Genomic DNA, 18,626 nt, shown 5'->3' on the forward strand with positions numbered 1-18,626 from the left:
GTATCCGTCCTTTTAGAGGGCGGCAGCCGGAAACTGCTCCAAAGCTGCCTGCAAGGCCGCGGCACTGGCGCCGCGACAGTCCACAACGATCTGTGCACCCGCAGCGTGAGCCTGTTCGGCGACACGCGGGCTGGGTACGAACAAGGGTAGCCGAGCCAACGCCGGCCAGTCATCGCCGGCTAGCTGCAGCAGATGTTCAAAACCCTGCCCACTGCTGACAACCAGGCCATTCAGGCGTTCCGCTCGCACCTGTCGGCTCAGCTCCCCCGACGCGTACTGTGGCAGCACGCGGCGATACAGTGGCAGATAGTCGACCGTCACGCCTTGGCCGCGCAAGCGCTCGGCGAGTAATTCTCGGCCACCCTCGCCACGCAGGATCAGCACGCGCGGCGTAGATGTCGCGATAATGGCCTGCTGCAATGCAGGCAGAGCGAGCAACGCTTCGCTGTCATCGCCCGAGCCTGGAAAATGCACGCACAAGCCTTGCTCGGCGAGTACCGCAGCGGTAGCGGCGCCGACACTGAACCAGGGCAGATCGGGCGTCGGCGCTCCATGCTGCGCCAGGCGCTGCAGGCCAATCCGGGCTGCCGGTTTGCTGACCACGATCACCGCGCAGTAGCGCTGCAACTCGGCAAAGGTGCTGCGCTGCTCGGGTGTCTCGTCCAGCGTCTCGATGGCCAGCAGCGGCATGCAGTGGCTGGCGATCCCCTGCGCGGCCAGGGTCTGCGCCAGCGCCGCACAGTCCTCGGCAGGACGGGTCAGCAACAGGCGCCAAGCGCTCAAGGGTGACCGGCCTCACCGTATACGGCCTGGAGAATGGCATCGGCCCCTTGTGCCAACAGCGCCTCGGCGACACGCACTCCCAGGGCTTCGGCATCGCTACTGGCGGCGCGATCTTCGGCACGCAGCAACAGACCACCGTCAGGCTGACCGACCAGGCCGCGCAGCCACAGCTGATCATCTTCGAGCAGGGCATAGCAGGCGATGGGCACCTGGCAGCCGCCGTTGAGATGCTTGTTCAGCGCGCGCTCAGCGGTGACACGTAGCGCGGTTTCACGGTGATGCAGCGGCGCCAGCAAGGCATGCACGTCGCTGTCGGCACTGCGGCACTCGATGCCCACCGCGCCCTGGCCACCGGCAGGCAGGCTGTCCTCGGCGCTGATCGAACTGCGGATACGATCCTCGAACCCCAGACGGATCAGACCGGCAGCGGCGAGGATGATCGCGTCGTACTCGCCGGCATCGAGCTTGGCCAGGCGGGTATTGACGTTGCCACGCAGGAACTGAATTTTCAGGTCAGGCCGGCGCGCCAACAATTGAGCCTGACGGCGCAGGCTGGAAGTACCGACCACGCTGCCGGGCGGCAACGCATCGAGGCTGGCATAGGTGTTGGAGACGAAGGCGTCGCGCGGGTCTTCACGCTCGCAGATGCAGTACAGGCCCAGCCCTTCGGGAAAGTCCATCGGCACGTCCTTCATCGAGTGCACGGCAATGTCGGCCTCGTTTTCCAGCAGTGCGGTTTCCAGCTCCTTGACGAACAGCCCCTTGCCGCCGATCTTCGCCAGCGGCGCGTCGAGCAGCTTGTCGCCGCGGCTGACCATGGGCACCAGACTGACCTTCAGACCGGGATGAGCCTGCTCCAGACGAGCTTTAACATGTTCGGCCTGCCACAGGGCCAGGGCGCTCTTACGGGTGGCGATGCGAATTTCGCGGGACATGGGGCAATTCCAGAAAACCGATTGCCGCGAATCATAACAGGCTCGCCCGACGCCGGCTGAAGGAGGCGGCCATAGGCCGCAGCCGACGTGCCCTCTAGAGAGCCTGCATCAGTTTACGTACACCAGCCACATGGCGGCGGCTGACCACCAGCGAATCGCCGTCCAGACCTTTGAGGAAGAGTTGAAAGTGTCCAAGCGGGGTGCGCTGCAGGCGCTCGATGCGCTCACGCGCCACCAGCGCATTGCGGTGAATACGCACGAAACGGTCACCGAACTCGTCTTCCAGCGCCTTCAACGGCTCATCCAGCAGGACTTCGCCGCCTTCGTGACGCAGGGTGACGTATTTGTGGTCGGCGATGAAGTAGACCACATGATCCAGTGGAATCAGTTCGATGCCCTTGCGAGTGCGCGCGCTTATGTGGGTGCGTGGGCCTCCGCCAGTCTCCGCTGCGGGACGAGTCAGGGCGGCCAGCTGCACACGATTGGGCCGCTCGGCCTTTTTCAGCGCTTCGCTCAGGCTCTCCGGGCGCACAGGCTTGACCAGATAGCCCACCGCGCTGACCTGGAAGGCTTCCAGGGCGAATTCATCATGGGCCGTGCAAAAGATCACAGCCGGCGGCGCTTCGCGCTCACACAATTTGGCAGCGACCTGCAGGCCGTCGAGGCCAGGCATGCGGATATCCAGCAGGACCACATCCGGCTTGAGGCTATCAATCAGGGTCAGGGCTTCCTCGCCGTTGCTCGCGGCGGGCTCCAGGACCCGGTAACCCTCGAGCTCACCGACCATGCGGCTCAGGCGCTCGCGGGCAAGGGGTTCGTCATCGACGATCAGGACATTCATATTGCTCTGGCTTCCTGCGTGAGTCTCGCACAAGGATAGCGTAGACAGCTGTAATGACGGCCGTCACGGCGCTCCACGCTGAGACTCGCGCGCGGCCCAAAAAGTGCCGCCAGGCGCGCATCGATATTACTCAGCGCTTGGTGCGTTCCCCGTGACGGGTGCTGCTCGCCCCGCTCTTCATACGGATTGCTGACACACAAGCTGAACACACCTTCCTGGTAATCCGCTTCGACCCGCACCAGGCCACCTTCGATAAGCGGCGCGATGCCATAGATCAGCGCATTCTCCAACAGAGGCTGCAGGGTCAGCTGGGGAATCGGCAGATCCTCCGGCACACCTTCTACCTCCCACTGCAACTGTAGTCGCTCGCCGAGCCGATAGTGCTCGATCGACAGATATCGTTTCGCCAGCTCCAGTTCCTCCTTCCACGGCACCAGCGTGCCAGGTTTGGCCAGGCTGGCGCGAAACAGATCTGACAGGTCCAGCACCGCCTGCTCGGCCTTGTAAGGATCGAGCGTGACCAGACTGGCGATGCTGTTGAGGCTATTGAACAGAAAATGCGGTCGAATCCGCGCCTGCAACGATTCGATCCGCGCACGCAGCTCGGCCTGTTCCTGCCGACGCCATTGGCTCTGCAGATAGAAATAGCGTAGCAGCAGTGCGGACATGATCAGGCTGATCAACGCATGACGCAGATAAAGATTTACTTCACCATTGCGCGGTAGCGGCCCGCCCAGCTCGTAATAGTCGGCCACGGCCGTACAACTCAGGGTCAGCACCACCACCAGCGCACAGCATAGGCCGCCAGCCAGCGCCGGCCGCAGGCGCGCCAGCAAGGGCCGCAATCGACACAGCACGGCAGCCGACAGCAGCACGATCCACTGCACGAACAGTGACGTCAGGGCCAGGCGTACCCAGTCGAAACCCGGCGTCATCGGCTCGGCGAGCACCAGCACCAGCACCAGCAACTCGGCCAGCAACACCATGCTCAGCAGCGCTTCTGGCTGGCACAGTTCCGGGACGAAAAAGTCGTCGATAGCGGCGTTGTATTTTTTCTTGGCAGAGGATTGTGTGTGCATCGACGCAGTTTCCTTGTCGCCCTGCGAACCGGCAAGCCAGGCGGCACCAGCCGGACAAAATAAAGCACTGAAATGCCGCCTTCCGGACAAAATTGTGAAGCAGCCGACAACGCCATCGAACGCCCAACGGCGAACGTGGCCCGGCGAAACGCCTGCGGACCCTGTTATTATCGACGCACTTTGTCCGCCATGCTGGCCGCCGATGCGGCTTGCCCGATCCCGAGCCCAAATCATGAGCAGCGAAAAAACCAACCAATCCTGGGGCGGCCGCTTCAGCGAGCCTGTCGACGCCTTCGTCGCCCGCTTCACCGCCTCGGTCGAATTCGACAAGCGCCTGTATCGCCACGACATAATGGGCTCCATTGCCCACGCCAGCATGCTGGCCAAGGTCGGCGTACTCTCCGATGCCGAGCGTGACGCCATCATTGATGGGCTCAAGCAGATCCAGGGCGAGATCGAAGCAGGCCAGTTCGACTGGCGCGTCGACCTGGAAGACGTGCACATGAACATCGAGGCACGCCTGACCGACCGTATCGGTGTCACTGGCAAGAAACTGCACACTGGTCGTTCGCGCAACGACCAGGTGGCCACCGATATCCGTCTGTGGCTGCGTGACGAAATCGACCTGATCCTGGCCGAGATCAACCGTCTGCAGCAGGGCCTGCTGGGCCTGGCCGATGCCGAAGCGGACACCATCATGCCGGGTTTCACCCATCTGCAGACTGCGCAGCCGGTGACCTTCGGTCATCACCTGCTGGCCTGGTTCGAGATGCTCAGCCGCGATTACGAGCGCCTGGTCGACTGCCGCAAGCGCACCAACCGCATGCCGCTGGGCTCGGCGGCGCTGGCCGGCACCACCTACCCGATCCAGCGTGAAATCACTGCACAATTGCTCGGCTTCGATGCCGTTGGCGGCAACTCGCTGGACGGCGTATCGGATCGCGACTTCGCCATCGAATTCTGTGCAGCCGCTTCGCTGGCGATGATGCACCTGTCGCGCTTCTCCGAAGAACTGGTGCTGTGGACCAGCGCCCAGTTCCAGTTCATCGACCTCCCGGATCGTTTCTGCACAGGCAGCTCGATCATGCCGCAGAAGAAGAACCCGGACGTGCCCGAACTGGTGCGCGGCAAGACCGGCCGCGTGTTCGGCGCCCTGACCGGCCTGCTGACCCTGATGAAAGGCCAGCCGCTGGCCTACAACAAGGACAACCAGGAAGACAAGGAACCGCTGTTCGACGCCGCCGACACCCTGCGCGACAGCCTGCGTGCCTTCGCTGACATGGTCCCAGCGATCAAACCCAAGCGCGAGATCATGCGCGAAGCCGCGCTGCGCGGTTTCTCCACCGCCACTGACCTGGCCGATTACCTGGTACGCAAGGGCCTGCCCTTCCGCGACTGCCACGAGATCGTCGGCCACGCCGTGAAGTACGGCGTCGACAGCGGCAAGGACCTGGCCGAGATGAGCCTGGACGAACTGCGCCAGTTCAGCGACCAGATCGAGCAGGACGTGTTCGCCGTGCTGACCCTGGAAGGCTCGGTGAATGCCCGCAACCACATCGGCGGCACCGCGCCAAATCAGGTGCGTGCTGCTGTGGTGCGCGGTCGCGAACTGCTGGCCAGCCGCTAAGCGCGGCTCGGCGAGAAACGGGAAAAGGAGTTCCCATGCCTGAATTACTGCTGCGCGGCTTGGCGCTACTGGCCGAGATCGCGCTTGAAGTCATCATCGGCTACGTCTTCTACACGACCGGCTGGCTGGCGCTGCGACTGCTGACATTAGGGCGCTACCCGCGCCTGCCGCTGCGCGTGACCGACCCGATGGGCTCACGCACTGCCTGGGTCGCAGCGTTCGGCTTCCTCTGCCTGGTTGGCCTGCCCCTGACGTGGCTGACCGTCACTTACAGCTGAACGCTGCCACGAGACATTTCCATGCCTATAGACATCCGCCCCGCCACCCCTGACGACGCCGAGCTGATCCTGCGCTTCATCACCGAGCTGGCCATCTATGAAAAGGCCGAGCACGAGGTGAAGACCGACGCAGCCGGCATCCGCGACAGCCTGTTCACCGAAGGCAGCACCGCCCACGGCCTGATCTGCGAGAACGACGGCCAGCCCATTGGCTATGCCGTTTACTTCTTCAACTACTCCACCTGGCTGGGCAAGCACGGCCTCTACCTGGAAGACCTCTACGTCAGCCCCGAGGCTCGCGGACTGGGCGCCGGCAAGGCGCTGCTGCGCCACCTGGCACAACTGGCCGTGGAAAGAGGCTGCGGCCGCTTCGAGTGGTCGGTGCTGGACTGGAACACCCCGGCCATCGACTTCTATGAAGCCTTCGGCGCCCGCCCGCAGAGTGAATGGACGACCTATCGCCTGACCGGCCAGGCCCTGCAGGACTTCGCCGCAGGCTGAGCAAGCCAGCGCCTGGCTGGGGCAACACCTCTGGCCTAAGGTAAGTACACCTCCACCTGCCCTGGACCATCATGCGCACACTCCTTGCACTGCTCAGCTTTATCGCCCCGGCACTGACAGCGGCGACACCGGTCACCATGCCCGTCAATGCATCCTGGCACATGCAGCTCGATGGCAAACTGCAAACACCTAATCGTCTGGTCTATGACATCGACCTGTACGACACGCCCACGCAAACCATCACCAATCTCAAGGCGGGTGGCCGTATCGTCATCTGCTATTTCAGCGCGGGCACCTGGGAAGAGTGGCGCAGCGACGCTCAGGCCTACCCCACGGCGGCGCTGGGCAAAGCATTGCCTGATTGGCCTGGCGAGCGTTGGCTCGACTATCGCCGTGACGATGTACGCCAACTGCTCGCCAAACGTCTGGACCTGGCTGTCGACAAGGGCTGCGACGCTGTCGATCCGGACAACGTGGACGGCTACAGCAATGACAATGGTCTGAGCCTGACGGAAGCCGAGCAAATAGACTTCAACCGCTGGCTGGCCAGCGAGGCGCACAGCCGCGACCTGAGCATCGGTCTGAAAAATGCCGTGGAACTGCTGCCTGAGCTTGGCGACCACTTCGACTTTGCCATCAACGAGAGCTGCTATCGCTATAACGAATGCGGGGGCTACAGTCACATGCGCAGCCAGGGCAAACCGATCTTCATTGCCGAATACCGCACCCTCAATACGAATCTTTGCAGTCGAGCCGCGAATTCCGGCTTTCGTCTGCAATTCTTCAAAGTCAGCCTGAAGGGCGTCGGCGTACCCTGCGACTGAGCCTGCTTCGGAGCACGAGAGAAACCATGAGCCAAAACAACGAGCAAGAAGACGAAGACTTCGCCGAAGCCACCCTGATTCAGGCCATCGAAAACCAGTTGGAAAGCGGCGAGCCCGCTGCCGCCAAGGCGGTTTACAACAAGCTGACGCTGGTCGGTTACGAGCGTGAGGAGATCCTCGAGCTGATGGCGCTGGTCCTGGCTCATGAAGTCGACGCCATGCTGCGCGAGGATCGTCCCTTCGATGGCGCCTGGTACGAGCAGGCCCTGCGCGCCCTGCCGGAGCTGCCGGAAGAAAACTGAGCAAGGCTTGATCCAGGCCAATGGCCGGACTGGCAAGCAGATTGCTACTGTCAATGCCAACTCCGACCAGGAAGGCACCGTCTGCGATGGCCTGTCAGTCGACCCGCGCTCTTGCTCTGCTTGTCTTCACGCTCTGCTTGAGCGGCGCGTGCATTGCTCGGGCCGAAACGCCGCGTATTGGTGCCGAGGATGACTGGTACCCCTATACCGCTCTGCGTAATGACAGGATCGAGGGCATGTCGGCAGACATCGTCCGCGCAGCTTTCCGTGCCAGCGGAACGTCCATCGAGCTGGCACCCTACCCCTATTCACGTTGCATGGAGCTGGCGCGCTCAGGCAGCCTGGCAGGCTGCTTCAACACCACGCCTGACGCGCACATCCGCGCGGAGTTCCTGTTACCGCAGGAGGTGTTGTTCAGCGACGACATTCTGCTCTGGGGCCATGCGGGGGATGCGGCAATAGATAATCTGGACGCCATCCGCGGCAAACGCGTGGCAGTCACCATCGGTTATACCTACGGCGAGCACTTCGACAGCTATGCGGATATCCAGCGCATTGCGGTGCGACGCGATATCAATGGTTTTCGCATGCTGCAGCGCGACCGCGTGGACTACGTCATCGCCTTTCGCGGCACTACCAACGCACTGCTGCGCGACAACCCGGAACTGGCCGGCCAATTCAAGGCGCTGACCAGGGTGCATCGCCCGCGACTCTACCTGACCTTCTCGCGCCACCATCCGCAGGCTGCTGCCTTGCTGCGAGACTTCGATGCCGGCATGCGGCGCATCAGGCAGGATGGCACCTACCACCAAATTCTCACCAACTGGCAGCTCAGCGATGGGCAGAGCTCAGTACATGGCTCTACACTGCAAGAGCGCCATAACGACAAGACGGAGTCACCATGAAGTCATTCACCGCTGACCTGATCGACGAGCTGGAAATCCTCGCCCTGTACAACCTGGACAATCATCAGGAGGGGCTAAAGGTGCATAACAACGCCTCATTCAAGGCGCAAGCCGCCATCACCCGTCTTCACGAAAAAGGCCTGGTGAACCAGGCCGACGGCGGCTACCTGACCAGCCTGGGCATCGATGCCGCCGAGCATGCACAGGCGCTGCTGACCATTCTATCGACCCGCCAGACCACCTCCGCTTGATCCAAGCCGCCCGCTGGCCGCCCTTCAGGGAAAGGCGCGGCGGGCGATATAGCGTCAAAGGCACTGCACTGGCGAGCCTACCGCTGATAGGCTTGCCGCATCTGCAGTAGAGTTCGAGCATGACGCGCACGCAGGAAATACGCCCCGATATCGATGACGGCATCGACCGCAAGGTGCTGACGCAACTGCGCGCGCGCTTTCTGCAGATCAATCAGGGTCGCCTGCAGCGGGCCATGGAAGCGCTGTCCACGCGGCAACAACTGGTCCTCAAGCTGTTGCCGCTGCTGCTGCACGTCAATCATCCACTGCTGCCCGGCTATGTCTCGGCCAGCACACCGGCCGGTCTCAGCGGCTTCGAGCCGGATGATGCCAGCCTCGCTGAAGTCCAGCGGCTGACCCGTTCCTTCGTTTATAAACCGCGCCGTGGCCAAGGCGCGGCGCCGTTGCATGGACTGTTTCTGATGGGCAGCCTGGGCACCGTGGCACAGGCCGAACAGAGCGATATGGACCTGTGGCTGTGCCATTCGCCCAACCTCACGGCGCAGGAACTGCAGGACCTGCGCAAGAAGTGCGATCAGCTGGAAAGCTGGGCCGCCACCCAGGGCGCCGAGGTGCATGTCTTTCTGGTCGACCCGCAGCGCTTCACCCAGGGTGCGCGCGAGGCGCAACTGAGCTCCGACGACTGCGGTACCACTCAGCATTATCTGCTGCTCGACGAGTTCTATCGCACGGCCATCTGGCTCGGCGGTCGTACGCCGCTCTGGTGGCTGGTGCCGGTCTACGAGGAAGCGCGCTACCACGACTACTGCCGCACCCTGCTGAGCAAACGCTTCGTACGTGCCGAGGACGTACTCGACCTCGGCAACCTGGCGCATATCCCACCGGAAGAGTTCATCGGCGCCGGCATGTGGCAGCTGTACAAGGGCATCGAGTCGCCCTACAAATCGGTACTCAAACTGTTGCTCACCGAGGTCTACGCCAGCGAGCATCCCAAGGTCGAGTGCCTGGCGCTGCGTTTCAAGCGGGCGGTGTTCGAAGGCCGCCTGGACCTCGACGAACTCGACCCCTACATCGTCGTCTACCGTCGCCTGGAAGAGTATCTGAGCGCGCGTGGCGATCAGGAAAGGCTGGAGCTGATTCGCCGCTGCCTGTACCTGAAGGTGAACAAGAAGGTCAGCCGCCCACCCACGCGCGGCCGTGCCAAAAGCTGGCAACGCCTGCTGCTCGAGCGCCTGACGGCGGAATGGGGCTGGCAGAGCCGCCAGCTCAACGTGCTCGACAGTCGCAGCCAGTGGAAGGTGCGCCAGGTCGCCGCCGAGCGCCGCGTGCTGGTCAACGAGCTGACCTACAGCTACCGCTTTCTCTCGCAGTTCGCCCGCAGTGCCGAGGCCGGCAGTTCGTTGAACACCCGTGACCTCAACGTGCTGGGCCGGCGCCTGTACGCCGCCTTCGAGCGCAAGGCTGGCAAGGTGGAGTTCATCAACCCCGGCATCGCCCCGGACCTGGCTGAAGACACCCTGACCCTGGTCCAGCACCCCAGCCCAGAGGCACCCAACGAATACCAGTGGGCGCTGTTCAACGGCAGCCTGGGAGCCCAGGAGTGGAGCGACTTTGCCCCGCTCAAGCGTTCGCGCGAACTGATCGAACTGCTCGCCTGGTGCCATCGCAATGGCGTCATCGACAGCAGCACGCGCCTATCGCTGCATCCGGGCAGCAGCGACCTGACCGATTTCGAACTGTCCAACCTGATCGGCAGCCTGCAACAAAGCTTCCCCTTGCCGCAGCCCAGCGTCGAAGAAGCCGCCCTGCTGCGCGCCAGCATCCCCAGCCAGGTGCTGTTGCTGGTCAATGTCGGGGTAGACCCGCTCAGGCAGCACAGCCAGATGAATGTACACATGACCACCGGGCGCACCGATGCGCTGGGCTATTCAGGGGTACGCGAGAACCTGGTACTGACCCTCGATCAGGTGGTGCTCAACAGCTGGAACGAACTGCAGGTCAGCCGCCATGACGGCACCGACGCTCTGCTCGACTGCCTGCGCGACCTGCTCAACAGCTTGCCGATCGGCGGCCCGCAACCCCAGGTACAGGTGCGCTGCTACTGCCGTAATCGTGCGCAACCGATCGCAGAACGCGTCGACGAGCTGCTGCGCGACCTGCTCAATACCTATGCCGAAGGTCGCCAGTCACGCTATCTGGTGCAGGTACGCCAGCATTACCACGTATTGCAGCTGACACCCGGCCAGGTCAGCCACGCTGCTCTGGGTGACCTGCCGGCACTGCTGGAGCACCTTGGTGCCGAGCAGGAGCTCTACAGCCCCCTGCATCTGGACCGCCATGCCCTCGATGGCGACGACCTCGCACTGATCCTGCCCATGGGCCGCCCGCAGTGCATACAGGTGTTCTACCGCCTGCACGAAACCAGCGGCGACGCGGAATTGACCCTGCTCGATGAACGCAATGCACTCTGGCGTCGGCGCCTGCCATTTCGTGATGAGCAGAGCCTCCTGACACCGATCCATCGCTTCCTGCAGTCATTGCTGTATCGGCGCAATGCCATGCTGCCGCTGGATGGCGCCGACAACCAGCCGCCCCTGGAAATTCTCTACTATCAACTGCTACCAGCGGCACCATTACGCGCTCAGCGCCTCGAGCGCAGACCGGCGCCCGAGGCGCAGGTCAGCCATCCGTTCTACGATGTGCAGGCCATCGTCGAGCCAGGCGACGGTCGCCAGCGCCACGTCACCCTGTACTGCAACCATCGCGAGTTTTCCGAGCTGGAGTACGGCCGCGAGCTGTATCGCGCCGTGGCGCAACACATCCTCTCTCAGCGTGCCGGCGGCGAGCGCTATCCCTGCTACATCACCGACCTGGATCTGTCCGCCCTGCTGGCCGGACAACAGGCACAGACCGTGCACTACCTGCGCTACAAGAGCGAACTGGAGAATGCACTGAACGCGGCGCTGCAGCAGGCCTAGTATCGCGACATGGATGTTCTGCAGCTGTCCGCGGGCACCACGCAGGAGGGGCAAACCCGCGATTGGTGCACTGGTCCAACAGCGGGTTCCTGTGAAAAGGCGCAAAGCTGCGCCCTCAAGGCTTAGCGGTCGTATTCGCCGGCTGCTTCCGGCTGGTACTCGACGGCCAGCAGGGTCAGCTTGAGCTGCTTGCCACCTGGCGCCGGCCAATCGATGTGCTGACCGACGGACAGACCGAGCAAGGCGCTGCCGACTGGCGCGAGGATGCTGACCTTGCCTTCGCCGCCAGCATCCTGCGGATAAACCAGGGTCAGGTGATAGTCCTTGCCGCTGCTCTCCTCGCGGCAGTGCACGCGCGAGTTCATGGTCACCACACCGGCCGGCACCTCGTCGTGCCCCACCACTTCGGCACGATCCAGCTCGGCCTGCAGCGCTGCCGCGCCAGGACCGAACTCGTCCAGGCTGTCGAGCAGGCGCTCCAGACGCTGCAGATCGAGGCGAGTAATGGTGATGGTCGTTGTGCTGTTCATGATGCCGGGCGGACTCCTTGCGTAAACCGTAAAAAAGCAAAACCCCGCCCGAAGGCGGGGTTCAGCTGAATGTCTGCCGACCCTAACACAGCCGGATAAATAAACAAGACCGCCGGGTCAGTGCGCCCGTTTGCGCTCGCGCAACCGCTGCTCGGCGGCCTGGCAGATCAAGCGCCTTCGCGCGTTATCGGCTGCGCCCCAGTCGAGAATCTCTTGCAGGGTACGACCACAGCCGAGGCACTGCTCATGCTCGTCGAGGCAACACTGGCGCCGACACGGCGAATCCAGCGGCTTGTGCGCGGGGTCAGAGCTCATCGAACTCCAGCTCGGTGCCTGACTGCTCGAGGGTGATGCGCACCAGCATTTCACCGAGCTGCTCGTCGCTGGTGTCGCAGATCCAACGGCCGTCGGCCTCGTCGTAGTCGAAGTGGAAGCCACCGGAACGCGCCGCCAGCCACAGCTGACGAATCGGCTCCTGACGGCTGAAGATCAGCTGGCTGCCATTGTCGAAACGCACCGTGAGCACACCGGCGCTATTTTCCAGATCGACGTCCAGACCGCTGTCGTCGAAGATGTCCTCCACCGCCTGCTGGGTGGCATCGACCAGATCATGAAAGCGGGCTTCGCTCAGGCTCATCGGGGTGTCCTCACAAGATGCAGCGACTGCAGAAAAATTAGGCGAAAACGCAAGACCAGAGTAGCGGCCTAGGCGCAAAGGTGGCGACGGTACTCGCCCGGACTCATTCCCGTCCAGCGACGAAATGCGCGCGCCAACGAACCCGACTCACTGAAGCCGACCAGAAAGGCGATTTCTGCCAGCTCCAGCGCGGGGTCACGCAGGTAGTGCAACACCAGTTGCTGGCGGGTTTCATCGACCAACTGGCTGAACGACAGCCCGCCCTCACGCAAGCGCCGCTGCAGGGTCCTGGGGCTCAGCGCCAGGGTAGCGGCAATGGCCTCCAGATCAGGCCCCTGTTCCGGCAACTGGCGCGCCAGCTCCAGGCGAGCCTGATCGAGCACGCTGTTGCCTTGATTGAGTTCGGCCAACAGGCGATCAGCGTAGGCATCGAACATGCCACGCACCTGAGCATCGGCCTGGTTCAGCGGCACCGCGAGCAAACGTTTGGGAAAGATCAGGGCATTGTCGGGTTGATCGAACAGCACCGGGCAGCGAAAGATGCGCGCGTGCTCAGAGGTATCCGCCGGCGCCGGATGCTGGAAGCGCACCTCGGTCGGCGCGATGTCCAGACCGCTGATCCAGCGTCCGAAACTGACCCAGCCGGCCAGGGTTTCTTCACTCAGCTGGCGCTGCTGCTGCACCAGCAACGGCTGCCAGCTGTGGGCGACCAGTGGCTCGCTGTCGGGCCGAGCGGGCTCGTCGTCGAGCACGACCTGCCCCAGATTGCCAACCAGCGAGGCATAGCGCGCCTGGCGGTGCAGCGCGTCGGCCAGGGTTGCGCAGCTCATGATCAGGTAACCGAGCACGCCGTAATAACCCGGCCGTACCGATTCCCCCAGATGCAGGCCCAGATCCGGGTCGCCGGTCAGGCGCACGCCTTCGCCCAGCAGCGTCAGATAAGTACTGGCCGCGATGCGCTGATCGCGCTGGCTCAGAGCTTCAGGGCCGAGCTGGGCATGGGCAAGCAACGCCTCGGGGGCGACCCCCTGGCGCTGCAGGTGTTCGACCAGGCCTTGCAGGTAGGCCACAGAGACCGAGCCGGCCAGAATCGCAGGATTGTCCATCGGGGCTCCTCGTTACTCGCCGCATGCTAACCCAAGCCGGCACGAATGCCTCCGGTGGACGCACGCAAATCGAGCCGGCGCCCCGCCAGGCGGGCGCCGGGCGCATAGGCAAGGTGGCAGGGGGTCGGTATACTCCGGCGCAATTCACGCTTATTTCAAGGACTGCCCCATGAAGCGACTGACCCTCGCGCTCCTCGCCGCCGTTTGCCTGCTGGCCGGCTGCGGTCAGAAAGGCCCGCTGTACCTGCCGGGCGACGACAACGCCGGCAACAGCCGAGACCGTTTCGAACTCTGACAGGAGCTGCACCATGGAAGCCTTCAACTACCGCGACGGCGAGCTGTTCGCGGAAGGCGTTGCCTTGTCTGCGCTGGCGCAGCGCTTCGGCACGCCCACCTATGTCTATTCCCGCGCCCATATCGAGGGGCAGTATCGCGCCTATGCCGATGCCCTGGCCGGCATGCCGCACCTGGTCTGCTTCGCAGTCAAGGCCAACTCCAATATCGGCGTGTTGAACGTGCTGGCGCGCCTCGGTGCCGGCTTCGACATCGTTTCCAGCGGTGAGCTGGAGCGCGTGCTGGCCGCCGGCGGCGAGCCGAGCCGCATCGTCTTCTCCGGCGTTGGCAAGAGCCGCGACGACATGCGCCGCGCGCTGGAAGTCGGCGTGCACTGCTTCAACGTCGAGTCCAGCGTCGAGCTGGAACGCCTGCAGAAGGTCGCCGCCGAGCTGGGCGTCAAGGCGCCCGTCTCGCTGCGCGTCAACCCGGACGTGGACGCCGGTACCCATCCGTACATCTCCACCGGCCTCAAGGAAAACAAGTTCGGCATCGACATCGAGCAGGCGGAAGCGGTCTACGCCCGTGCCGCCGAACTGCCGAACCTGGAAGTGATCGGCGTCGATTGCCATATCGGCTCGCAGCTGACCACCCTCGAGCCCTTCCTCGATGCCCTGGATCGCCTGTTGCTGCTGATCGACAAGCTGGCCGCGCGCGGCATCACCATCAAGCATCTGGATCTCGGCGGCGGCCTCGGCGTGCAGTACCGCGACGAGCAACCGCCGCTGGCCGGCGACTACATCACCGCCGTGCGCAAGCGCCTGCAAGGCCGTGACCTGGGCCTGGTGTTCGAGCCGGGCCGCTTCATCGTCGCCAACGCCGGCGTGCTGCTGACTCAGGTGGAATACCTCAAGCACACCGAGCACAAGGACTTTGCCATCGTCGATGCGGCGATGAACGACCTGATCCGCCCCGCCCTCTATCAGGCGTGGATGGAGGTGTCACCGGTTCAGCCGCGTGAAGGCGAGTCGCGTAACTACGACCTGGTCGGGCCGATCTGCGAGACTGGTGACTTCCTGGCCAAGGATCGTCAACTGGTGCTGGCCGAAGGCGATCTGCTTGCCGTGCGCTCGGCCGGTGCCTACGGCTTCGTCATGAGCTCCAACTACAACACCCGCGGCCGCGCCGCCGAGGTGCTGGTAGATGGCGAGCAGGCTTACGAGGTGCGTCGTCGCGAGACCGTCCAAGAGCTCTATGCCGGCGAAAGCCTGCTGCCGGCCTGAGGGCGACGTCATGCTATTGCGCTTTACCAAGATGCACGGCCTGGGCAATGACTTCATGGTCCTCGACCTGATCAGTCAGCACGCCCACGTGCAACCCAAACATGCCAAGCAATGGGGCGACCGCCACATCGGTGTCGGCTTCGACCAACTGCTGATCGTCGAGCCGCCGAGCCACCCGGATGTCGACTTCCGTTACCGCATCTTCAATTCCGACGGTTCGGAAGTGGAGCAGTGCGGCAACGGCGCACGTTGCTTCGCCCGCTTCGTACTGGACAAGCGCCTGACCACCAAGAAGGTCATTCGCGTCGAGACCAAGAGCGGCATCATCGAGCTGCGCGTGCAGAACGACGGCCAGGTCTGCGTCAACATGGGCGCACCGCGCCTGGAGCCGGCACAGGTGCCATTCCAGGCCGAGCAGGCGGCGCTGACCTATCGCGTCGATGTCGAGGGCCAGAGCGTCGAGCTGGCTGCGCTGTCGATGGGCAACCCGCATGCCGTGCTGCGCGTCGACGACGTCGACAGCGCACCCGTGCACGAGCTGGGGCCGAAGCTGGAACACCATCCGCGCTTCCCGCAACGGGTCAATGTCGGCTTCCTGCAGATACAGGATCGCAACCGTGCACGCCTGCGCGTGTGGGAGCGTGGTGCCGGCGAAACCCTGGCCTGCGGTACCGGTGCCTGCGCGGCGGCCGTCACGGCAATTCGCCAGGGCTGGATGGATTCGCCCGTGCAACTGGAACTGCCAGGCGGCAAACTGTCCATCGAATGGGCAGGCGAGGGTCAGCCGGTTATGATGACCGGGCCCGCTGCCCGCGTATACGAAGGACAGGTTCGCCTATGACCGACCAGCAGGATTCGCCCAAACCGCTCGATTCGGAAACGGTCGCGGCCTATTTGCGCCTGCACCCGGAGTTCTTCATCGACCATGAAGAACTGATTCCCGAGTTGCGCATTCCGCACCAGCCCGGCAACGCCGTGTCGCTGGTCGAACGCCAGGTCAAGCTGCTGCGCGAGCGCAACATCGAGATGCGCCATCGCCTCGGCCAACTGATGGACGTGGCGCGCGACAACGACCGCCTGTTCGACAAGACCCGTCGCCTCGTGCTGGACCTGCTCGATGCCGGCAGCCTCGAGGAAGTGGTCGGCGTGGTCGAAGACAGCCTGCGCCATGAATTCCAGGTGCCCTTCGTTGGCCTGATCCTGTTCAGCGACAACAAGCTGCCGGTCGGTCGCTCGGTCAGCTCGGCCGAGGCGCATCAACAGGTCGGCGGCCTGCTCAGCGGCGGCAAGACCATCTGCGGCGTATTGCGCCCGCACGAGCTGGAGTTTCTCTTCGGCAAGGAAGACGCGCCGCAAGTCGGCTCCGCCGCCGTGGTCAGCCTCAACCATCAGGGCCTGCATGGCATTCTCGCCATCGGCAGCGCCGACCCGCAGCACTACAAGAGTTCGCTCGGCACCCTGTTCCTCGGCTATATCGCCGAAGTACTGGCACGTGTCGTGCCCGGTTTCTCCACACCGCTGCGTTCGGTACGCTAGTAGGCCGTTGAAAAACGTAGCCGACGACTGCATGGATGCAGGAGGTAGAGCGAAGCAGGAAGCCCGAGCCGAGGCAGCCAGTGCAATACCGATGGCGGCCCCGCAAAAACAGCCGGAAAACGACCGGGGTCGCGTCCGACTTTACGTGTTGTAAATGAGCATTTTTGGCGGGGGCGCCTAGCCTGGGCTCGCACGCGAGGCTGTTTTTAACGCAGCAATGGCAACGTAGGTAGTTTTTCAACGGCCTGCTAGGTCGTGTAGGGTGGATGACGAAGCTCATTCACCTTCGGCCCGTTCGGAACCCGACACGTGACACTTGAAGCCCATCTCGACGCGTACATCGAGCACCTGCGCCGCGAGCGCCAGGTGTCGGCGCATACCCTCGACGGCTATCGGCGCGACCTCAGCAAGGTGCGGGCATTCTGCGAAGCCGAAGGCCTGAGCGACTGGGCCGGGCTGGACACACGCAACCTGCGCCGCCTGGTCGCCCGCCTGCATCAGCAGGGCCTGGCAAGCCGCAGCCTGGCGCGCCTGCTTTCGGCCACCCGCGGCCTCTATCAATATCTGTTGCGTGAAGGCCTGTGCCGTCACGATCCGGCGACTGGCCTGAGCCCGCCAAAACGCGAGCGCCGCCTTCCCCGCACCCTGGACGCCGACCGCAGCGCGCAACTGCTCGACGGCGCGGTGGAGGACGACTTCATCGCCCGCCGCGATCAGGCCATGCTCGAGCTGTTCTATTCCTCGGGCCTGCGTCTGTCCGAACTGGTCGGGCTCGATCTCGACGGCCTGGACCTGCCAGCCGGCCTGGTGCGCGTACGCGGCAAGGGCAACAAGGTGCGCGAGCTGCCGGTCGGCAGCATGGCGCGACAGGCGCTGGAGCAGTGGTTGCCGCTGCGCAAGCAGGCCAACCCTAGCGATGGCGCGGTATTCATCAGCCAACAGGGCCGTCGCCTGGGGCCTCGTGCCGTGCAACTGCGCGTGCGCCAGGCCGGCGTGCGCGAGCTGGGCCAACACCTGCATCCACACATGCTGCGCCACAGTTTCGCCAGTCATATGCTGGAGTCTTCGCAGGATCTGCGCGCGGTGCAGGAGTTGCTCGGTCACGCCGATATCGCCACCACTCAGATCTATACCCACCTGGACTTCCAGCACCTGGCCAACGTCTACGACCAGGCCCATCCACGTGCCAAGCGCAAAGGCGGTTCCGAATGAGCATTGAACTGATCACCTTCGACCTCGACGACACCCTGTGGGACGTCACCCCGGTGATGCAGGATGCCGAAGCCGCCCTGCGCAATTGGCTGGCCCTGCATGCACCGCGCCTGGGCGCGGTGCCGGTCGAGCATCTGTGGGCGGTACGCAGCCGTCTGCTCGAGGCTGACCCGATGCTCAAGCATCGCCTCAGCGAGCTGCGCCGGCGCATTCTGTTTCACGCCCTGGAGGACGCCGGCTACCCGCACAGCGAAGCGCAGACGCTGGCCGAAGCGGGATTCCAGGTCTTTCTCAGCGCCCGCCACCAGGTCGAACTGTTCACCGAGGTACACCCGACGCTGGAGGCTTTGGCCGAGCGCTTCATGCTCGGTGTGATCACCAATGGCAATGCCGACGTGCGTCGCCTGGGCCTGTCGGATTACTTCCAGTTCGCCTTGTGTGCAGAAGAACTGGGCATCGGCAAACCTGACCCGAAACCCTTCCGTGAAGCCCTCAGCCGCGCAGGTGGTGTGGCGGCCGAGCGCGCCGTGCACATCGGCGATCACCCCAGCGACGACATTGCCGGTGCCCAGGCAGCCGGGATGCGTGCGATCTGGTTCAACCCGCAAGGGCGAGCCTGGGAAGGCGAAACCACGCCGGACGCGCAGATCGCCAGCCTGGCCGAGTTGCCAGCACTGCTGGGCAGCTGGACGCGTTAATGCCGCCCCCCTTGTAGGAGCCCGCTTGCGGGCGATCAGGACGTCGG

General features: G+C 63.8%; 22 protein-coding genes. 14 read left to right on the forward strand and 8 right to left on the reverse strand.

Going from position 1 to position 18,626, the window contains the following annotated elements:
* Positions 1-12: 12 nt before the first annotated feature.
* The 4 genes from GV002_RS02095 to GV002_RS02110 form a co-directional block, all read right to left on the reverse strand.
* Positions 13-783 carry a uroporphyrinogen-III synthase gene (locus tag GV002_RS02095; RefSeq protein WP_160016842.1) on the reverse strand — a complete coding sequence of 257 codons (771 nt, stop codon included), beginning with the start codon at positions 781-783 and terminating at the stop codon, positions 13-15.
* Positions 780-1,718, reverse strand: coding sequence for a hydroxymethylbilane synthase (gene hemC, locus GV002_RS02100; protein WP_160016843.1), 939 nt, complete (start codon positions 1,716-1,718; stop codon positions 780-782). The genes GV002_RS02095 and hemC overlap by 4 nt, the downstream gene beginning before the upstream one ends.
* A 94-nt stretch (positions 1,719-1,812) precedes the next feature.
* Positions 1,813-2,559 carry a LytR/AlgR family response regulator transcription factor gene (locus tag GV002_RS02105; RefSeq protein ID WP_074677846.1) on the reverse strand — a complete coding sequence of 249 codons (747 nt, stop codon included), beginning with the start codon at positions 2,557-2,559 and terminating at the stop codon, positions 1,813-1,815.
* Positions 2,556-3,638, reverse strand: coding sequence for a sensor histidine kinase (locus tag GV002_RS02110; protein ID WP_160016844.1), 1,083 nt, complete (start codon positions 3,636-3,638; stop codon positions 2,556-2,558). Before GV002_RS02110 ends, GV002_RS02105 begins: the two co-directional genes overlap by 4 nt.
* A gap of 232 nt (positions 3,639-3,870) precedes the next feature.
* Between GV002_RS02110 and argH the strand changes: the two genes are divergently transcribed.
* From argH to GV002_RS02150, 8 genes are all read left to right on the forward strand, one after another.
* Complete coding sequence (gene argH, locus GV002_RS02115; RefSeq protein WP_160016845.1) at positions 3,871-5,265, forward strand: argininosuccinate lyase; 1,395 nt, start codon at positions 3,871-3,873, stop codon at positions 5,263-5,265.
* 35 nt (positions 5,266-5,300) lie between these two features.
* The gene (locus GV002_RS02120) at positions 5,301-5,543 is read left to right on the forward strand and encodes a hypothetical protein (RefSeq protein WP_160016846.1); all 243 of its coding nucleotides are present in this window, start codon (positions 5,301-5,303) and stop codon (positions 5,541-5,543) included.
* A gap of 21 nt (positions 5,544-5,564) precedes the next feature.
* Entirely contained in the window at positions 5,565-6,044 is a 480-nt protein-coding gene (locus tag GV002_RS02125; protein ID WP_160016847.1) for a GNAT family N-acetyltransferase, read from the forward strand.
* Positions 6,045-6,115: 71 nt separating this feature from the next.
* A complete protein-coding gene (locus GV002_RS02130; protein WP_256667015.1) occupies positions 6,116-6,868 on the forward strand; it encodes an endo alpha-1,4 polygalactosaminidase in 753 nt (250 codons plus the stop codon).
* A 26-nt stretch (positions 6,869-6,894) separates the two neighbouring features.
* A complete protein-coding gene (locus GV002_RS02135; protein ID WP_017678311.1) occupies positions 6,895-7,170 on the forward strand; it encodes a hypothetical protein in 276 nt (91 codons plus the stop codon).
* Between the two features lie 86 nt (positions 7,171-7,256).
* On the forward strand, positions 7,257-8,075 hold the full coding sequence (locus tag GV002_RS02140) for a substrate-binding periplasmic protein (protein ID WP_372241809.1): 819 nt from the start codon (positions 7,257-7,259) through the stop codon (positions 8,073-8,075).
* Positions 8,072-8,326: a TIGR02647 family protein gene (locus tag GV002_RS02145; RefSeq protein ID WP_160016848.1), complete on the forward strand. Its 255-nt coding sequence runs from the start codon at positions 8,072-8,074 to the stop codon at positions 8,324-8,326. The genes GV002_RS02140 and GV002_RS02145 overlap by 4 nt, the downstream gene beginning before the upstream one ends.
* Positions 8,327-8,445: 119 nt before the next feature.
* Positions 8,446-11,304 (forward strand): class I adenylate cyclase, encoded by a 2,859-nt coding sequence (locus GV002_RS02150; protein WP_160016849.1) that lies wholly within the window; start codon positions 8,446-8,448, stop codon positions 11,302-11,304.
* 122 nt (positions 11,305-11,426) lie between these two features.
* Here the strand turns inward: GV002_RS02150 and rnk are convergent, their stop codons facing one another.
* From rnk to GV002_RS02170, 4 genes are all read right to left on the reverse strand, one after another.
* Positions 11,427-11,834 (reverse strand): nucleoside diphosphate kinase regulator, encoded by a 408-nt coding sequence (gene rnk / locus GV002_RS02155; protein WP_160016850.1) that lies wholly within the window; start codon positions 11,832-11,834, stop codon positions 11,427-11,429.
* 117 nt (positions 11,835-11,951) lie between these two features.
* A complete protein-coding gene (locus tag GV002_RS02160; protein WP_160016851.1) occupies positions 11,952-12,149 on the reverse strand; it encodes a DUF1289 domain-containing protein in 198 nt (65 codons plus the stop codon).
* On the reverse strand, positions 12,139-12,471 hold the full coding sequence (gene cyaY, locus GV002_RS02165; protein WP_036999825.1) for an iron donor protein CyaY: 333 nt from the start codon (positions 12,469-12,471) through the stop codon (positions 12,139-12,141). The genes GV002_RS02160 and cyaY overlap by 11 nt, the downstream gene beginning before the upstream one ends.
* Before the next feature lie 68 nt (positions 12,472-12,539).
* On the reverse strand, positions 12,540-13,577 hold the full coding sequence (locus tag GV002_RS02170; RefSeq protein WP_160016852.1) for an AraC family transcriptional regulator: 1,038 nt from the start codon (positions 13,575-13,577) through the stop codon (positions 12,540-12,542).
* 169 nt (positions 13,578-13,746) lie between these two features.
* Between GV002_RS02170 and GV002_RS02175 the strand changes: the two genes are divergently transcribed.
* The 6 genes from GV002_RS02175 (at position 13,747) to GV002_RS02200 (ending at position 18,579) form a co-directional block, all read left to right on the forward strand.
* Complete coding sequence (locus GV002_RS02175; RefSeq protein ID WP_017361215.1) at positions 13,747-13,872, forward strand: LPS translocon maturation chaperone LptM; 126 nt, start codon at positions 13,747-13,749, stop codon at positions 13,870-13,872.
* Between the two features lie 13 nt (positions 13,873-13,885).
* Positions 13,886-15,133, forward strand: coding sequence for a diaminopimelate decarboxylase (lysA, locus tag GV002_RS02180; protein WP_160016853.1), 1,248 nt, complete (start codon positions 13,886-13,888; stop codon positions 15,131-15,133).
* Between the two features lie 10 nt (positions 15,134-15,143).
* Entirely contained in the window at positions 15,144-15,974 is an 831-nt protein-coding gene (gene dapF / locus GV002_RS02185; protein ID WP_160016854.1) for a diaminopimelate epimerase, read from the forward strand.
* On the forward strand, positions 15,971-16,669 hold the full coding sequence (locus tag GV002_RS02190) for a DUF484 family protein (protein ID WP_075744829.1): 699 nt from the start codon (positions 15,971-15,973) through the stop codon (positions 16,667-16,669). The genes dapF and GV002_RS02190 overlap by 4 nt, the downstream gene beginning before the upstream one ends.
* 309 nt (positions 16,670-16,978) lie before the next feature.
* Positions 16,979-17,881 (forward strand): tyrosine recombinase XerC, encoded by a 903-nt coding sequence (xerC, locus tag GV002_RS02195; protein WP_160016855.1) that lies wholly within the window; start codon positions 16,979-16,981, stop codon positions 17,879-17,881.
* Complete coding sequence (locus tag GV002_RS02200; protein ID WP_160016856.1) at positions 17,878-18,579, forward strand: HAD family hydrolase; 702 nt, start codon at positions 17,878-17,880, stop codon at positions 18,577-18,579. The genes xerC and GV002_RS02200 overlap by 4 nt, the downstream gene beginning before the upstream one ends.
* Positions 18,580-18,626 lie beyond the last annotated feature (47 nt).

The organism is Pseudomonas sp. 8O (assembly GCF_902506495.1).
GTDB classification, from domain to species: Bacteria; Pseudomonadota; Gammaproteobacteria; order Pseudomonadales; family Pseudomonadaceae; genus Aquipseudomonas; species Aquipseudomonas chaetocerotis.

Bases quoted from the DNA above. Each gene is read 5' to 3' on its own strand.
- hemC (WP_160016843.1), bottom strand. From the start codon at position 1,718: ATGTCCCGCGAAATTCGCATCGCCACCCGTAAGAGCGCCCTGGCCCTG.
- GV002_RS02105 (WP_074677846.1), bottom strand. From the start codon at position 2,559: ATGAATGTCCTGATCGTCGATGACGAACCCCTTGCCCGCGAGCGCCTG.
- GV002_RS02110 (WP_160016844.1), bottom strand. From the start codon at position 3,638: ATGCACACACAATCCTCTGCCAAGAAAAAATACAACGCCGCTATCGAC.
- argH (WP_160016845.1), top strand. From the start codon at position 3,871: ATGAGCAGCGAAAAAACCAACCAATCCTGGGGCGGCCGCTTCAGCGAG.
- GV002_RS02120 (WP_160016846.1), top strand. From the start codon at position 5,301: ATGCCTGAATTACTGCTGCGCGGCTTGGCGCTACTGGCCGAGATCGCG.
- GV002_RS02125 (WP_160016847.1), top strand. From the start codon at position 5,565: ATGCCTATAGACATCCGCCCCGCCACCCCTGACGACGCCGAGCTGATC.
- GV002_RS02130 (WP_256667015.1), top strand. From the start codon at position 6,116: ATGCGCACACTCCTTGCACTGCTCAGCTTTATCGCCCCGGCACTGACA.
- GV002_RS02135 (WP_017678311.1), top strand. From the start codon at position 6,895: ATGAGCCAAAACAACGAGCAAGAAGACGAAGACTTCGCCGAAGCCACC.
- GV002_RS02140 (WP_372241809.1), top strand. From the start codon at position 7,257: ATGGCCTGTCAGTCGACCCGCGCTCTTGCTCTGCTTGTCTTCACGCTC.
- GV002_RS02145 (WP_160016848.1), top strand. From the start codon at position 8,072: ATGAAGTCATTCACCGCTGACCTGATCGACGAGCTGGAAATCCTCGCC.
- GV002_RS02150 (WP_160016849.1), top strand. From the start codon at position 8,446: ATGACGCGCACGCAGGAAATACGCCCCGATATCGATGACGGCATCGAC.
- rnk (WP_160016850.1), bottom strand. From the start codon at position 11,834: ATGAACAGCACAACGACCATCACCATTACTCGCCTCGATCTGCAGCGT.
- GV002_RS02160 (WP_160016851.1), bottom strand. From the start codon at position 12,149: ATGAGCTCTGACCCCGCGCACAAGCCGCTGGATTCGCCGTGTCGGCGC.
- cyaY (WP_036999825.1), bottom strand. From the start codon at position 12,471: ATGAGCCTGAGCGAAGCCCGCTTTCATGATCTGGTCGATGCCACCCAG.
- GV002_RS02170 (WP_160016852.1), bottom strand. From the start codon at position 13,577: ATGGACAATCCTGCGATTCTGGCCGGCTCGGTCTCTGTGGCCTACCTG.
- GV002_RS02175 (WP_017361215.1), top strand. From the start codon at position 13,747: ATGAAGCGACTGACCCTCGCGCTCCTCGCCGCCGTTTGCCTGCTGGCC.
- lysA (WP_160016853.1), top strand. From the start codon at position 13,886: ATGGAAGCCTTCAACTACCGCGACGGCGAGCTGTTCGCGGAAGGCGTT.
- dapF (WP_160016854.1), top strand. From the start codon at position 15,144: ATGCTATTGCGCTTTACCAAGATGCACGGCCTGGGCAATGACTTCATG.
- GV002_RS02190 (WP_075744829.1), top strand. From the start codon at position 15,971: ATGACCGACCAGCAGGATTCGCCCAAACCGCTCGATTCGGAAACGGTC.
- GV002_RS02200 (WP_160016856.1), top strand. From the start codon at position 17,878: ATGAGCATTGAACTGATCACCTTCGACCTCGACGACACCCTGTGGGAC.